The 13,647-nt window shown below is 61.1% G+C and carries 13 protein-coding genes; 8 read left to right on the top strand and 5 right to left on the bottom strand.

What is annotated here, in order from left to right:
- Positions 1–176 precede the first annotated feature (176 nt).
- Positions 177–1,595, top strand: a complete 1,419-nt coding sequence (locus ACUN0G_RS03285) for a short-chain fatty acid transporter (protein ID WP_063033179.1) — start codon at positions 177–179, stop codon at positions 1,593–1,595.
- A gap of 23 nt (positions 1,596–1,618) precedes the next feature.
- On the opposite strand, the gene ACUN0G_RS03280 is transcribed toward ACUN0G_RS03285, so the two are convergent.
- Both ACUN0G_RS03280 and ACUN0G_RS03275 read right to left on the bottom strand, forming a co-directional pair.
- Positions 1,619–1,963, bottom strand: coding sequence for a HepT-like ribonuclease domain-containing protein (locus ACUN0G_RS03280; protein WP_445572672.1), 345 nt, complete (start codon positions 1,961–1,963; stop codon positions 1,619–1,621).
- Positions 1,960–2,250, bottom strand: a complete 291-nt coding sequence (locus tag ACUN0G_RS03275; RefSeq protein WP_003214393.1) for a nucleotidyltransferase family protein — start codon at positions 2,248–2,250, stop codon at positions 1,960–1,962. Before ACUN0G_RS03275 ends, ACUN0G_RS03280 begins: the two co-directional genes overlap by 4 nt.
- Positions 2,251–2,409: 159 nt before the next feature.
- Here ACUN0G_RS03275 and ACUN0G_RS03270 point away from each other — a divergent pair, with 159 nt between their 5' ends.
- The 3 genes from ACUN0G_RS03270 (at position 2,410) to ACUN0G_RS03260 (ending at position 6,099) form a co-directional block, all read left to right on the top strand.
- A complete protein-coding gene (locus ACUN0G_RS03270) occupies positions 2,410–4,110 on the top strand; it encodes an acid phosphatase (RefSeq protein WP_445572671.1) in 1,701 nt (566 codons plus the stop codon).
- A 122-nt stretch (positions 4,111–4,232) separates the two neighbouring features.
- Entirely contained in the window at positions 4,233–5,402 is a 1,170-nt protein-coding gene (locus tag ACUN0G_RS03265; RefSeq protein ID WP_445572670.1) for a hypothetical protein, read from the top strand.
- Positions 5,403–5,574: 172 nt separating this feature from the next.
- Positions 5,575–6,099 carry an SET domain-containing protein-lysine N-methyltransferase gene (locus tag ACUN0G_RS03260; RefSeq protein WP_445572669.1) on the top strand — a complete coding sequence of 175 codons (525 nt, stop codon included), beginning with the start codon at positions 5,575–5,577 and terminating at the stop codon, positions 6,097–6,099.
- Here ACUN0G_RS03260 and can read toward each other — a convergent pair.
- Positions 6,096–6,740: a carbonate dehydratase gene (gene can / locus ACUN0G_RS03255; RefSeq protein WP_003214385.1), complete on the bottom strand. Its 645-nt coding sequence runs from the start codon at positions 6,738–6,740 to the stop codon at positions 6,096–6,098. The two genes, ACUN0G_RS03260 and can, sit on opposite strands and share 4 nt — an antisense overlap.
- A 151-nt stretch (positions 6,741–6,891) precedes the next feature.
- Here can and ACUN0G_RS03250 point away from each other — a divergent pair, with 151 nt between their 5' ends.
- A complete protein-coding gene (locus ACUN0G_RS03250; protein ID WP_063033183.1) occupies positions 6,892–7,296 on the top strand; it encodes a hypothetical protein in 405 nt (134 codons plus the stop codon).
- 120 nt (positions 7,297–7,416) lie between these two features.
- Here the strand turns inward: ACUN0G_RS03250 and rimI are convergent, their stop codons facing one another.
- Together rimI and ACUN0G_RS03240 are read right to left on the bottom strand one after the other, a co-directional pair.
- On the bottom strand, positions 7,417–7,869 hold the full coding sequence (rimI, locus tag ACUN0G_RS03245) for a ribosomal protein S18-alanine N-acetyltransferase (RefSeq protein WP_003214382.1): 453 nt from the start codon (positions 7,867–7,869) through the stop codon (positions 7,417–7,419).
- Positions 7,862–8,599 (bottom strand): energy transducer TonB, encoded by a 738-nt coding sequence (locus ACUN0G_RS03240; protein ID WP_445575511.1) that lies wholly within the window; start codon positions 8,597–8,599, stop codon positions 7,862–7,864. The genes rimI and ACUN0G_RS03240 overlap by 8 nt, the downstream gene beginning before the upstream one ends.
- Positions 8,600–8,805: 206 nt before the next feature.
- On the opposite strand from ACUN0G_RS03240, the gene mksB reads away from it, so the two are divergent.
- Genes mksB through mksF form a run of 3 tightly spaced genes read left to right on the top strand, consistent with a single transcriptional unit; the run spans position 8,806 to position 13,617 of the window.
- Positions 8,806–10,083: an Mks condensin complex protein MksB gene (mksB, locus tag ACUN0G_RS03235; RefSeq protein ID WP_445572668.1), complete on the top strand. Its 1,278-nt coding sequence runs from the start codon at positions 8,806–8,808 to the stop codon at positions 10,081–10,083.
- Positions 10,073–10,780, top strand: coding sequence for an Mks condensin complex protein MksE (gene mksE / locus ACUN0G_RS03230; RefSeq protein WP_003214375.1), 708 nt, complete (start codon positions 10,073–10,075; stop codon positions 10,778–10,780). Before mksB ends, mksE begins: the two co-directional genes overlap by 11 nt.
- Positions 10,777–13,617, top strand: coding sequence for an Mks condensin complex protein MksF (gene mksF / locus ACUN0G_RS03225; protein ID WP_017478597.1), 2,841 nt, complete (start codon positions 10,777–10,779; stop codon positions 13,615–13,617). The genes mksE and mksF overlap by 4 nt, the downstream gene beginning before the upstream one ends.
- Positions 13,618–13,647 lie beyond the last annotated feature (30 nt).

Genomic DNA, 13,647 nt, shown 5'->3' with positions numbered 1-13,647 from the left:
CAGACAAACGAAATGGACTGCAGGTTATGAGCTGGGCCGAGTGATGGCAATCACACTGGATATATTTGCTTTACTCATTGATCAATGAAGATAACTACATTCCCAAATGAATAGCCGTAGAGGAACATGCAGCAAAACTGCCGCCCCCATAATAAATACAAATAGAGGTACTGAACGTGGCCGATGCTATCGAAGACAGCCGCTACGCCCGATTCGCCCTGCGTTGTTCAAACTTCGCCGAGCGCTGGTTTCCGGACTCCTGGGTGTTTGCCGCCCTCGCCGTGATCATTGTCGCGGTGGCGACCCTGGGCATGGGCGCCGCGCCGACCGAGGCCGCCAAGGCCTTTGGTGACGGTTTCTGGAGCTTGATCCCGTTCACCATGCAAATGGCTTTTGTGGTGATTGGCGGTTACGTGGTCGCCAGCTCCCCACCCGCCGTGAAACTGATCGATCGCCTGGCGCGCATCCCGAAGAACGGCCGCTCTGCGGTGGCGTGGGTGGCGCTGATTTCGATGGTCGCCTCGTTGCTCAACTGGGGCCTGTCGTTGGTGTTCGGCGGTTTGCTGGTGCGTGCACTGGCCCGTCGTACGGATTTGCGCATGGACTATCGCGCGGCCGGTGCTGCGGCCTACCTCGGTCTGGGTGCCGTTTGGGCGCTGGGGCTGTCGTCATCGGCGGCGCAGTTGCAGGCCAACCCGGCCAGCTTGCCGCCGTCGATTCTGTCGATCACCGGGATGATTCCGTTCACCGAGACAATCTTTCTGTGGCAATCCGGCGTGCTGTTGCTGGCGCTGATTGTGGTCTCGCTGATCATCGCCTACGCCACCGCGCCCGGGCCGAACTCCGCCCGTGATGCCAAGGCCTGCGGGGTCGACCCGGCCTTCAACCTGCCCAAGCCGCATCCGCCAACCCGCCCGGGCGAATGGCTGGAACACAGCCCGTTGCTGACCATCCTGCTGGCGTTGCTGGCGGCCGGGTGGCTGTTCCATGAGTTTTCGACCAAGCCGGCGATCAGCGCGATCTCGGGGCTCAACACCTATAACTTCCTGTTCCTGATGGTGGGTGCGTTGCTGCACTGGCGCCCGCGCAGCTTCCTGGATGCGGTGGCCCGTGCGGTGCCGACCACCACCGGGGTGCTGATCCAGTTCCCGTTGTATGGCTCGATTGCGGCGTTGATGACCGTGGTCAAAGGCAGTGACGGCGCGACCCTGGCGCACCATATCTCGACCTTCTTCACCTCGATTGCGTCCCACGACACCTACGCGCTATTGATGGGCGTGTACTCGGCGGTGCTGGGCTTCTTTATACCGTCGGGCGGCGGCAAGTGGATCATCGAGGCGCCGTACGTGATGCAGGTCGCCAATGACCTGGAATATCACCTGGGCTGGGCGGTGCAGATCTACAACGCCGCCGAAGCGCTGCCGAACCTGATCAACCCGTTCTATATGTTGCCGCTGCTGGGCGTGTTGGGGCTGAAGGCGCGGGACTTGATCGGCTTTTCGTTTGTGCAGTTGCTGGTGCATACGCCGCTGGTGTTGTTCCTGCTGTGGGCGTTGGGCACGACGCTTAAATATTTGCCGCCGGTGATGCCTTAATCTCCCGAAGCTGCACCCGCTCTTCAGGCGGGTGCGGCTGGCAGGTTGCTCAGCAGCTCAGGTAGCGCGTGCTGGACCGTGTCCCATACCACTTCAAGATTTATATCGAAGTAACCATGGGCAATCCGGTTGCGCATCCCTCGCATACTGCGCCAAGGCACCTGCGGTTGGGCGGCTGCAAACTCTGGATGTTGATCCATTATTTTGGTCGACGCTTCGCCGATGATGATCAAACTCATGATCACGGCTTGCTGGGTACGCTTGTCTTCAAAAAACTCAGGTTTGCTCACCCCTTCGACAAAGGTGATCGCGTCGGACGATGCCTGGCGCATGTGCTCCAGATAGTCGCCAATCCGATTTGAGATCATACGGGCCGGGCCTCAGCCAAGACTTGAGCACGAAACTTGAGAGGCAGATCGCCAGGCGTCAGCAAATCGACGTTTACCCCGAGCAAGTCTTCCAACTCCACCTGCAGCCCACCAAGGTCAAAAAGGGTCGCTCCCGGTAGCGCATCAACCAGTAAATCGAGATCACTGCCGTCTTTATCAGTCCCCAACAAAACGGACCCAAACACCCTTGGGTTGGAGGTATGGAAACGTCCTACTACTTCACGCACGGCAGCCCTCTTGAGATCCAGGGCAGTTGAAGGTTTCATGGGACACCTCTGCGGTATGCAATATCGGGCCAGTCTAGCAGTGCTTGGGATCAGGAAGCATGCCCACATGATCACACCGCTGTCTTCATTCCGTCACATTCCATTGCTACGGTTCCGGCGAAACATATTGCAACAACTAACCCGCATGGACTCCCAGCAATGAGCGACGAGCACGAAGACCGCCCTTCCCAAGACGTTCAAGCCAAACCGCCAGTGGACACCAGCCGGCGGCGCTTTCTGGGAGGCGCGGCCGTGCTGGGGGTCGGTGCGACCTTGAATGCCTGTGGCAATACCAGCGAGGCACCGGGCAAGCCGGTGGAGCGGCCGCTGACCCCGCAAGAGCTGGACAAGGCCCTGCACGAACAGGTTAAAACCGTGGTGGTGATCTACGCCGAAAACCGCAGTTTCAACAACCTGTTTGCGGATTTCCCCGGGGTCGAGAAACCATTGTCGGCCCTCGCCCCTGCGGACTATCAGCAGCGCGACCGCGACGGCAGCCTGCTGAGCACCCTGCCCCCGACCTGGGGCGGCGTGTTGCAAGTTGGCCCGCAGACCGTGGATGGCGTCACGTACCCCAGCGAAGTGCAATACCAGGAAAACCTGCCCAACGCTCCGTTCGCCCTCAAAGGCCCGAATGGCGAAGACCAGCCCCTGAGCCTGGTGACCCGGGATTTGTGGCATGTGTTCTATCAGAACCAGATGCAGATCAATGGCGGTAAAAATGACGCGTTCGTGGCCTGGGGCGACTCTGGCGGTCTGCTGATGGGTCATTACGCCCAGAGCCGTTACGCCCTGCGCTTGTGGGACGTGGCGAAGGAGTTTGTGCTCTGCGACAACTTCTTCCAGGGCGCCTTTGGCGGATCATTTCTTAACCACCAATACCTGATCAGTGCCACCCCGCCGGTGTACCCAAATGCGGCCCAATCGGTGGCCAAGGCACAGATCGCCACGCTGCAGAGCGACGACCCGACGGACCCGCGCCTCAAGCCGCTGGACAAATCCCCGGCCAGCGCCATGACCGGCCCGCCGCAATTTGGCCCCAGCGCACTGACCCCGGACGGTTTCGGCGTGAACACCCTGGCCCCGCCTTACTGGCCGACCTGGATTCGCGACCCCGAGCGCCCCGATTACTCCAAGCCCGACTTGCCTAACGTGTTGGTGCCACAAACCCACGAACATATCGGCGACAAGCTGTCGAAAAAGAACGTCGACTGGGCCTGGTACGCTGGTGCGTGGCAAGCGACGCTGGATCAGTTCAAGGACTCGGGCGGCATTCCGAAGATTCCGAACTTCCAGTACCACCACCAGCCGTTCAACTACTTCAAGCAGCAAGGCCCGGAAAACCCGGCCGAGCGTAATAAACGCCTGCGCGATGGCGGCCTGGGGGATGACGCCAGCACCAACAAGTTCTTCGCCGATGCCCAAGCCGGCAAGCTGCCTGCCGTGACCTTCTACAAACCCCAGGGCAACCTGAATATGCACGCCGGTTACGCCGACGTCGCCTCGGGCGACCGGCATATCACCCGCGCCTTGAAGGTGCTGCAGGAAAGCCCGCAGTGGAAGAACATGGTGGTGATCGTCACCGTCGATGAAAACGGCGGCTGGTGGGACCATGTTGCACCGCCGAAAGGCGACCGCTGGGGCCCGGGCACGCGGATACCGGCGTTGGTGGTCTCGCCGTTAGCACGCAAGGGCACGGTGGACCATACCGTTTACGACACGGCGTCGATCCTGCGCCTGATCACTCGGGTGTTCCAGCTGGAAACCCTCGACGGGCTCAAGCAGCGTGACGACGCGATGACCGCACGCGGCCAAAAACCCATGGGAGATTTGAGCAACGCCCTGCACTTCCCGGTGTAGACGCACTTGCTCAAAAGCGACAAGCGCGCATTTTTTCTACGCCTTTTTCCCGGTCAACCGCTACTGTGTGAGGGTGGGCATTCACCCCGCGCAGACGGGCTTTCGCTGACAGGGAATCATCCATGTTTAAACTCTCCAGGTTGTCCTTCACCCTGGCCGCACTGACCTTGAGTGCGGTCGTACAGGCTGACATCACCGTACCGCTGGGTACCCCGCAACGGGTCACCCAGTTGTTCGCCTACCCGAACAATTGCAGCGTCATCTGCTTTCGTCCCTGGACGCTGGAGCAGACCGTCGAGCACTACCTGAACCAAAGCCTGCAACGAGACGGTTACAGCCGGGGCAAAGTCAGTGTAAAAACCGAGCATGATCAGGTGCTTGCCACCTTCAGCGGCGTGCCGGACGGTTATGGCCAGCCGCTGACCACCTTGCTCGACACCGCCGACCTGGCTTACCAGGGCGCCAGCAAGCTCAATGGCGATGGCAAGTGGCAGTTCAACTGGTACCTGTTCCTGCCGCTGGGCATGGCCCTGGAAAACCGCAAGAGCATCGAGCTGCTGCACTTCCCGCCGGATTACTCCCTGACTCACTTCCAGGACTATCTGGAGTCGGCCACCACCGACCGCTGGGCGACCCTGCTCACGGCCAACGGCATCCCGGCAACCCAGACGCCGGAATACCAGACCATCATCGACATCGCCCCAATCGCCGCCCCTGCTACGGCGGGCAAGGACCTGGAAGGTGTGTACGGTTACTTCACCGACTACCAGACCCGCATGGTCAAGGAGCTGAGCCTGCACGCGGGCGGCGCATTGCCAATGGTGGCTTTTGGGGCGCCGGTGCGCAGCTGGATCAAGCAGCAATACGGGCAAACCGTGGGTGTGTTGGGCCTGGCGCAGATCAGCCCGGCCGATGGCAGCAAAGTCGCCGTGCTGGGGGCCAACCACCCGAGTTACATCTGGTATGCAGCCAACCCCGACACCTATGACGGTGACGAGCAAAAGGCCGACGAGGCCGGCTTGAAGGTGATGGGCCAGGACTTGAGCGCCGCCTGCTGGCAGGCCTCGATGGGCCAGAAGCCCGCCAGCGATCCGAATGTGCAGCTCAAAGGCTGCATGAACACCTGGCAGGTGACGCGCAAGGAGCAGACCTGCGAACTGTTCTACACCTCGATCCGCGAACTGACGCCCGAACAAGCGAACGCCAAGTGCGCCCAGCCCGCCATCAAGACTCAGCTACGGCAATTGAAAAGCGCAGTGCCGGCACCGGCGGTTGATGCACCGGCGCTTTGATGCTTGCTGCAAAAGGGTCGTTTTCCTACATAAAAAATAGCCAATTTCTACTGTCAGATTTGACAGTAGAAATTGGCTCTTACTTCGGCGAGTCTTGAGCGGCGCCCATCCGCTGCAAGACTGGCAGTCCAGACACCACCGGCAGGTCGATGCAGCCCCATCCTGGAGAGCCATGAAAACTCAAGCCATGGATCAGGCTAAAACCGCTGCGAGTGACTGCCTTTACCCCTTCGCGACCGTGCTCACCGAACACGGCTACCCCCGCGCTTGCGACTATGAAGTGGTGCGTACCCGGGAGGGTTCCGGCGAAGGGATCAAGACGCGCGTCGCCTTCGATAGCCGCCTGCTCATCGCAAAGGTGTCCGGCTACGCGCTGAGTGAGCGGCGCCTGCATACGGTGCAGATGTCCGCGCGCATCCACTTGTACGACCCGTGGTTCAGCGGCTTGCTTTCGCACTCGTGCAACCCGAACGTATTTCTCGACATGACCTACCTGGAGCTCTGGTCCGTTCAGCCGGTGCCCGCCGGCGCCCTGCTGACCATGGATTACGCCCACACCGAGGACGTGCTGTTCCGACAGTTTCGCTGCCAGTGTGGCGAGCTCAACTGTCGGGGCTGGATCACCGGCATGAAGGAGCCGTTGAATGCCGAAGGTCAACAGTTCATGGAGCAGTGGCGCAAACGCAAAAGCCCTTAGACCGCTCCCAGCGGACGCAGGCGGTATTGCGGCGGCAATTGCTCGAAGCCACTGATGGTGGTGTTCAGGCTTTTCCAGCGGCCATCCTTGATCCCGTAGATGCAGCCGTGAACCGACAGGCTCTGCCCACGGTGCCAGGCGTTTTGCACAATGCTGGTGTGCCCGACGTTGGCCACTTGCTGGATTACGTTCAGCTCGCACAGGCGGTCGACGCGTTCCTCTTCCGTGGGCAACTGGGCCAGCACGTCGCGGTTTTCGTAGTACAGGTCACGGATCGTGCGCAGCCAGCCGTCGATCAGGCCCAACTGGTTGTCCTGCATCGAGGCGCGTACACCGCCGCAGCCATAGTGGCCGGTCACCAGGATGTGTTTGACCTTGAGCACGTCAACCGCGTACTGGATCACCGACAGGCAATTGAGGTCGGTGTGCAGCACCACGTTAGCCACATTGCGATGCACAAACAGGTCGCCCGGCAGCATGCCGACGATCTCGTTGGCCGGTACGCGGGCGTCGGAACAGCCGATCCACAGGTATTCCGGGGTTTGCTGGCGGGCGAGCTTGGCGAAGAATTCGGGATCTTCCTGTTTGATCGCATCCGCCCAGCGTTCGTTGTTATCAAGCAGGTCTTGTAGTTCGTTCATCAGGGAAAGCCTCAGGAATGATGCGCAGCTTTGACAGACGACCGCCCATCCGGGTCACGCCGAGAATAAAGATAGCCGGCTGGCAATTACTTGAATCTTGGGGAGCCATGCCTGTCCACACACTATAAGCCCCACAGTATGAGGAATCGCCATGACTGATTCACGACGTCCTTTCGGCGCCACCCAACCGGAGCCGATTGATGATAACGAAGACCGCATGGGCTCCATGCGGGAACTGGATTTTGACGAGGAAGAACCGACGGCGGAGATCGGCGACGAGATTCCACCTCGCGAACGCGAGCATCTGATGCCCGACGAACGGGTACGCGAGGCCGGGATGACCGGGGCTTCCACCGCTGATCATGAATCAACCGATGATGACATGAGCCCGGAAACCCTGATCCGCGAGGATGGTGCGCGGGATGCGCGGGAAGAAGGTGAAGATGGACAGGCCGATTGGGACCTGAGCATCGTCGACGAAGACGAGATTGGCGGCGGCAATGGCCTGGATGAAGCCGAACTGGCCGATATCGATCCAGTAGACGGCAACCGCTGACACGCTGCCGAACTGAATGTGGGAGCGGGCTTGCTCGCGAAGGCGGCGTGTCAGTCATTACATCTGGCGACTGGACCACCGTATTCGCGAGCAAGCCCGCTCCCACAATGGGCCCCGCGTTTAGTCGACCAGGGTGCAGGCCATCACGACCGCATCTTCGCGACCACCAACAGCGGGGTAATAGTCCCGCCGGCGGCCAATCTCGTTGAAACCGTAACGTTCATACAGCCGGAACGCGCCGGTGTTGCTGTCGCGCACTTCCAGGAAACATTCCCGCGCCTTGGCCTCGTAGGCCCGGGACATCAGGTGCTCCAGCAGGCTTAAACCCAGGCCACGGCCCTGGTTTTCCGGCTTGACGGTGATGTTCAGCAAATGCGCTTCATCGAGGATGATCTGCACCACCCCGTGGCCCACCTGCTGCTCACCTTCGAACATCAGCCAGATCTGGTACTTGCCCAGCCCATCGAGAAAAATCCCGCGGGTCCAGGGGTGGCTGAACGCTGCGTATTCGATCTTCAGTACAGCGTCGAGGTCCGCCTCGGTCATCGGGCGGAAAGATAAAGCTTCACTCATCGGTACTTTTCCAGCGCGCCATCAGCCGGCGCATGGCTTGCCAGACATCAGCCTTACGCTGTGGCTCTTCCATTAATAGTTCCAGGCCCGGCAGGGCCCAGACAGAGCCCAGGCCTTCGACCTGCAGTTCGCGGTACCAGGCCTCGGCGTTGGCTTCGCCGGCAAAACGCACGGCGGGCAGGCCGATCAGCCACAGGCACACGCAGGGTTCGTCTTCCAGGCGCGCCGAGACAAAACCTTGTACAAAATCCCGCGCGGCTTCCGGCCCCTGGTCCATGGTGCCCCGGGCCAGCAGCGGCCAGCGCACCGGCTCGCCGACGATCTGCGGACTGTCGGGCAGGCCGGCGGCGCGCAACATGTCCTTGAGCAGCAGATAGGCCGGGTCGCGGGTCTGGAAGCGCTCGCCTGTCGGCAACTCCACCAGCAACAGGCATCGCCCGGCCCGCAGCAGTTGCAGGGCAAAGCGCGGCGGCGGCACGACTGGAGCCTTGACCACGGCAGGCGCCTCTTCGGCGACGACCGGCTTGGCCACCAGCGACGGCCGGGGGACTTCGACCTTTGGCCGAACCACCGGGGTTTCAGCCACAGGCTTGACCAGCGGCACCGGCGCAGCCGCCTCCTCACCCGAAGGCCCGAAAGCCTCGAACGGCTCCGGGGCCTCCAGCAGCTCGGGCCGCGAGGGGGCGGCGAACGGTAATTCAGTGCGCGGCAGCCAGTTGACCACCTGCATGGCGGTCAAGTAAGCGCGACGTCGGGACTCGATAAGCAAAGGTCGGCCACTTGTGGATAACTAAAGAACGGGGATTCTACCGCCCTTCGACGAAGATCGCCCGCAGTTGATCGCTCCGGTGAGCGCCTCACGACCGGCTGTGGATAAATCCCACCCCCGATGCAGTACAATCGCTGCTTTTAATCGCTAACCAGCCGGCCATTCCGATGATCGAACCCAAGCGCGTCTTGCGCGCCCTCGCCGAACACTGGGCCCTGCTTGAGCCACTGTGCGAACACTTCGACCAAGGCACCCTGAGCCTCAGCGAACTGCGCGCCCAACTGGCCGCCCAACAACTGGACAGCACGCCACAGGACATCACCAGCCTGCTGGACGTGTGGATTCGCCTGGATATCCTGGTGCCTGTCGCCAAGAGCCCGAACCGTTTCGAGCTCAATGCGCAGATCCACGACTTCCTGGCGTATCTTCGCAAGGAGCACCGGCTAGGCCTGTGCCTGGAGATCGAAGCCTACCTGCGCCACCTTGAGCGCCTGGCGGGCTATATCCAGGACGCCTTCGACATCCGTGACGGCCATGACCTGGCGCGCCAACTGCGCCTGCTGGACATGCGCGTGCGCGACGTGCTGAAAAAACTCGCCAACGACGAACAGGCCCTCGCAGCCGTGGCCGACCGCGCCAAGACCAGCGACCGGCAGATCCCGTTGCGTCAGCGTTACGCCGAAGTACTGGCGACCTGGGACGAATACGTCGAACCGATGATTCAGTTGGTGAATGCCGACGGCGCCTTCGAACAAGGCGTGCGCAAGGTCGAGAACGTGCTGTTGCGCATGCTTACCGAACAACAGCGTCTCGGCCACCTGGTGGACGACGACATGCTGCTGCGCACCCACGCGCGCATCCTCGAAATGCAGACCAGCGCCCAGCTGACCTTGCGTCACGCCCGGGAACTGCTGCTGCCGCTGCGGGAAGAAGCGCGCCGGCACAACGCCGTGACCCGTGGAGCCGCGCTGGCCTTGTCGGCGATTCGCCGCAAGGGCCTGGACGCGGTGCCGCAAGCGGCGATGCCGATGTTCACCCGGCCGCAAAGCACCTTTCTTGGCAGTGCGAGCCAGGTTGAAGCCTATGTGTACGCCCTGGCCAACTTCGAACCGAAGCCGGCGCGTTTCCCCAAGGCGCACAAATCCCACAAGGGCGAAGCCCCTCGCGCGCCGCGCACGGTCAAGGAGATGCTCGAGCGCTGCGAAGACGCGCTGCCGATGCCCGACCTGATGACCTGGCTGCTGGAGCAGGAGCCGGACGGCGCAACCGACGAGTTGCTGTACTGGTTCTCACGCCTGTCGCGGGAGAAACGCTTCAAGCGCGAACGTCTGGAACGACGGGATTACCACACTCACGAGCACCAGGTCAGCCTGCGCTCATTCGCCCTGCTTCCAGCCAGTACTGATACGGCCGGGAATTCTGCGAGCACCCCTCATGCATCTTGATCTATCCGAACTGTCCCAGCTGGCGCCGATCTTTCGCGAGCTGTTCAAGGGTTACCACGTCAGCCGGCGCGACCCGGAGCTGTACGCCCAACTGTCGAACTTCCAGGACCAGTACCGCACGCTGTTCAAGGCCCTGGGCTTTGAGTTGGTGTGCGACACCCGGGGTTTCTACTACTTCGTACCGGACTCGGCCGTGGCCGCCGCGCAGGTCAACAAGACCGCCCAGCGCCTGGCGTTGTTCACCTTCATCATCGTCGAGCACCTGGCCGACCAGGGCCGCGACCCGATCGCCGTGCTTGACGGTGGCAGCCTGGGCCGTGATGAGCTGCCGTCGTTGCTGGAAAAGTACCGCGACCTGTTTATCCAGGCCGAAGTGCAGACCGTCGAGGAACTGGAAGAAAAAATCATGCGCCGCATGACTCAGCTGGGTTTTGCCGGTGAAGAGAACGGTATCTACCGCTTCCTGCCGCCGATGCACCGTTTCCTCGATGTGTGCCTCTCGGTGCAGCAGGACCGCGACCTCGCCGCGAGTATCCACAGCGTGTTGCCGTTGCCGGCCCCGGTGATCATCGACGAAGACAGCGATGAAAAACTGCTGAAGACCGATGACCCGCTGGACTTGAGTGACTTTGCGGAAGAAAGCGAAGAAGACGCCCTGGCCCGTGCCATTGCCGAAGAACAGGAGACCGATGCATGAGCAAGGAACGCTACGGCATTCGCCGCTTCGCCCTTTTGAACACCGCCGGTTACAGCCTGGGTTTGTTCCCGCTGGAAGAGCCGTTGTCGGTGTATGGCGCGAACAACCTCGGTAAATCAGCGTCGATCAACGCCTTGCAGTTCCCGATTCTGGCGCGCATGTCGGACATGAGTTTCGGCAAGTACACCCTGGAGCAATCCCGGCGTTTCTACTTTGCTACCGACACCAGCTACATCCTGGTGGAAGTGGCCCTGCCCCATGGCCCGCACGTGATCGGCGTGGTCGGTCGCGGCCCGGGCGGTGGTTTCGGTCACCAGTTCTTCGCCTACGCCGGCAAACTGGATTTGGCGCACTACCAGAAGAACGACACCTGCCTGCGCCAGAAAGAGCTGTTCACCAATCTTGAGCGCGAAGGCCTGAAAGCCTACGAGCTGAAGCCGGATGAACTGCGACGTTTGCTGGTGGGCGGCCACACGTCGATCCCACTGGACCTGACCCTGATTCCGCTGCGCTCCACCAGCGAGCAAAGCCTGAAGACCTTCCGTGCGTTGTTTATCAACTTGCTGCACATGCGGGAAATTACCGCGGCCAAGTTGAAGCAACTGTTCCTGGATGCGTTCGAACACAGCCTGCGTTCCGGCAGTGTCGATTACATCGCGGCGTGTGAAGAAGCCTTCCGTGATGTACGACGCATGGAGCAGGACTACAACTCATTGGTAGCCGCCGGGCCGCTGGTGGAAGCGCTGTCCAATGGCGTGAAACAGCGGGAAATCCTGCGGGGCAAACTGCATCGCCTGTCGCCGCTGCTGGATTCGTTGCTGGGCACTTGGTCGGACTACGCCAGTGCTCGCAAGGAAGAGCTGACGATTCAGGCCGAGCATTACCGCAACGAGCAAGACGCACTGCAGAACGACCAGCGCGGCGGCACTCAGGAGCTGATGCGCCTGGAGCGGGAAATCAGCGGCATCCAGCGCTGGCTCGGTGAGCTGTCGGTGCTCAAGCATCGCTTCGCCCTGGTGGATGACGTCAAGGTGCTGGAGCAGCAGTTGCTGGCCGCCAAGGATGCTCACGATGAATTGGCCGGGGCCTTGGCGCAGTCGCGCCAGTTCAGCGCCGAGGATCTGGACGAGCGTCTGCGGGACCTGGAAAAACGCCTGAAGTCGGTGAAACAGCAACTCGATCACGCCGACAACAACAGCTACGCCAAGCTGCGGGAAGAATTCTCGCAGCAGGATGTCGAGCGTCTGATGCGCTTGTTCAACAGTTCGCTGTTCAGCTTGCCGTTGGGTGAGCATGGCATCACGCTGGACGAGGAAGGCCTGTGGGTGAAATCCCTGGAGCAGATCCTCGACGGCTTCAAGGGCGAGCGTTTTGAAGTGCCGGGGTTGGCCATCGACATCTCGCATATCGAGCCGCCGGCATTGCAGGCCTTGGCTGACCGCGCTGCGTTGCGCGACCAGAAAGAACGCTTGGAAAAAGAACTCAAACAACTGAAAACCCAGCAAGCCGTGGCGGCTGACCGCGCGGCGAGCAAGACCCAGACTGAAGCCCTGTACCAACAGGTATTGGACGCACAGAAGGCGCTGGAAGATTTCCGCCGCTCGCAAACCCTGAGCGCAGAAGAAGGCGAGAAGCTGGAAAGCCTGGCGCAGATGGAGGCGGCCCAGGACGAATTGAAACGTTCCAGCGATGCGTTTACCGAACGCGTCCAGCAACTGTCGGCCAAGCTGCAACTGGTCGGCCGCCAGATTGGTGATATGGAAGCCAAGCAGCGCACGCTGGATGACGCGTTGCGTCGTCGCCAGCTGCTGCCGGCGGACTTGCCGTTTGGTACGCCGTTCATGGACCCGGTCGACGACTCCATGGAAAACCTGCTGCCGCTGCTCAATGACTATCAGGACAGCTGGCAGGGCTTGCTGCGCGCTGACGGCCAGATCGACGCACTGTACGCACAGGTGCGCCTCAAGGGCGTGGCCAAGTTCGACAGTGAAGACGATATGGAGCGCCGCCTGCACCTGCTGATCAACGCTTACGCGCACCGTACCGATGAAGCCCTGACGCTGGGTAAGGCGCGGCGTGCGGCGGTCACCGATATCGCACGCACCTTGCGCAATATCCGCAGCGACTACGACAGCCTTGAGCATCAGTTGGCGTTGTTCAACCGCGAGATCAACAAGCGCCAGGTGTCCAACCTGCAGAGCTTCCGCATCGTGCTCGCGCCGAACAAGGAAGCCCTCAAGCATATCGACCAGATCATCCACAGTGCCGGTCAGTATGAAGAAGGCGAAACCCTCTCGGTCTTCGACCTGAGCCAGAGCGCCGAGCAGGACAACAAGAACGAGGAAGCCAAGGAATACCTGGCGCGCCTGGTTGCGGCCAACCATAACCAGTTGGGCCTCAAGGACCTGTTCGAATTGGCGTTCGAGATCACCAAGGTCAACGGCCAGCCGATCATTCACACCGACATTGATGGCGCCGCCTCTAACGGCACCACCATGACCATCAAGGCGCTGACCAACATGTATTTGTTGCTGCACTTGATGGACCGCGACCAGGCCGGGCGCGTGCGCTTGCCGTACTACCTCGACGAGGCGGCGGATATCGATGAGAAGAACCAGGCGGCGTTGCTGGAAACCAGCTTGCAGCTGGGCTTCGTGCCGATTCTGGCCAGTGTGAAGCCGCAGGTGTCCGCCCAGGTGGCGATTGACCTGGAAGGCGGCAGCGGGCCGAACGGGATCTACATTGATGAGGCGGACTGGAAATACATCCGTCGTCACGATGTGGTGAAGGCGACGGTGAATGTGCAGGCGGATGAGCCGGAGTTGGACGAGGTTTAATCAGCCGCGCTGAAATGCAAAAAGGCCGCG

The sequence above is a fragment of the Pseudomonas sp. 32A genome (genome assembly GCF_052682255.1).
Note: the sequence above shows the minus strand (reverse complement) of the source record. Positions and strands in the feature narration are given on the sequence as shown.

What these genes read in the sequence shown, in the direction of transcription:
- ACUN0G_RS03280 (WP_445572672.1), bottom strand. Translation starts at nt 1,963, where the DNA reads ATGATCTCAAATCGGATTGGCGACTATCTGGAGCACATGCGCCAGGCA.
- ACUN0G_RS03275 (WP_003214393.1), bottom strand. Translation starts at nt 2,250, where the DNA reads ATGAAACCTTCAACTGCCCTGGATCTCAAGAGGGCTGCCGTGCGTGAA.
- ACUN0G_RS03270 (WP_445572671.1), top strand. Translation starts at nt 2,410, where the DNA reads ATGAGCGACGAGCACGAAGACCGCCCTTCCCAAGACGTTCAAGCCAAA.
- ACUN0G_RS03265 (WP_445572670.1), top strand. Translation starts at nt 4,233, where the DNA reads ATGTTTAAACTCTCCAGGTTGTCCTTCACCCTGGCCGCACTGACCTTG.
- ACUN0G_RS03260 (WP_445572669.1), top strand. Translation starts at nt 5,575, where the DNA reads ATGAAAACTCAAGCCATGGATCAGGCTAAAACCGCTGCGAGTGACTGC.
- can (WP_003214385.1), bottom strand. Translation starts at nt 6,740, where the DNA reads ATGAACGAACTACAAGACCTGCTTGATAACAACGAACGCTGGGCGGAT.
- ACUN0G_RS03250 (WP_063033183.1), top strand. Translation starts at nt 6,892, where the DNA reads ATGACTGATTCACGACGTCCTTTCGGCGCCACCCAACCGGAGCCGATT.
- rimI (WP_003214382.1), bottom strand. Translation starts at nt 7,869, where the DNA reads ATGAGTGAAGCTTTATCTTTCCGCCCGATGACCGAGGCGGACCTCGAC.
- ACUN0G_RS03240 (WP_445575511.1), bottom strand. Translation starts at nt 8,599, where the DNA reads ATGCAGGTGGTCAACTGGCTGCCGCGCACTGAATTACCGTTCGCCGCC.
- mksB (WP_445572668.1), top strand. Translation starts at nt 8,806, where the DNA reads ATGATCGAACCCAAGCGCGTCTTGCGCGCCCTCGCCGAACACTGGGCC.
- mksE (WP_003214375.1), top strand. Translation starts at nt 10,073, where the DNA reads ATGCATCTTGATCTATCCGAACTGTCCCAGCTGGCGCCGATCTTTCGC.
- mksF (WP_017478597.1), top strand. Translation starts at nt 10,777, where the DNA reads ATGAGCAAGGAACGCTACGGCATTCGCCGCTTCGCCCTTTTGAACACC.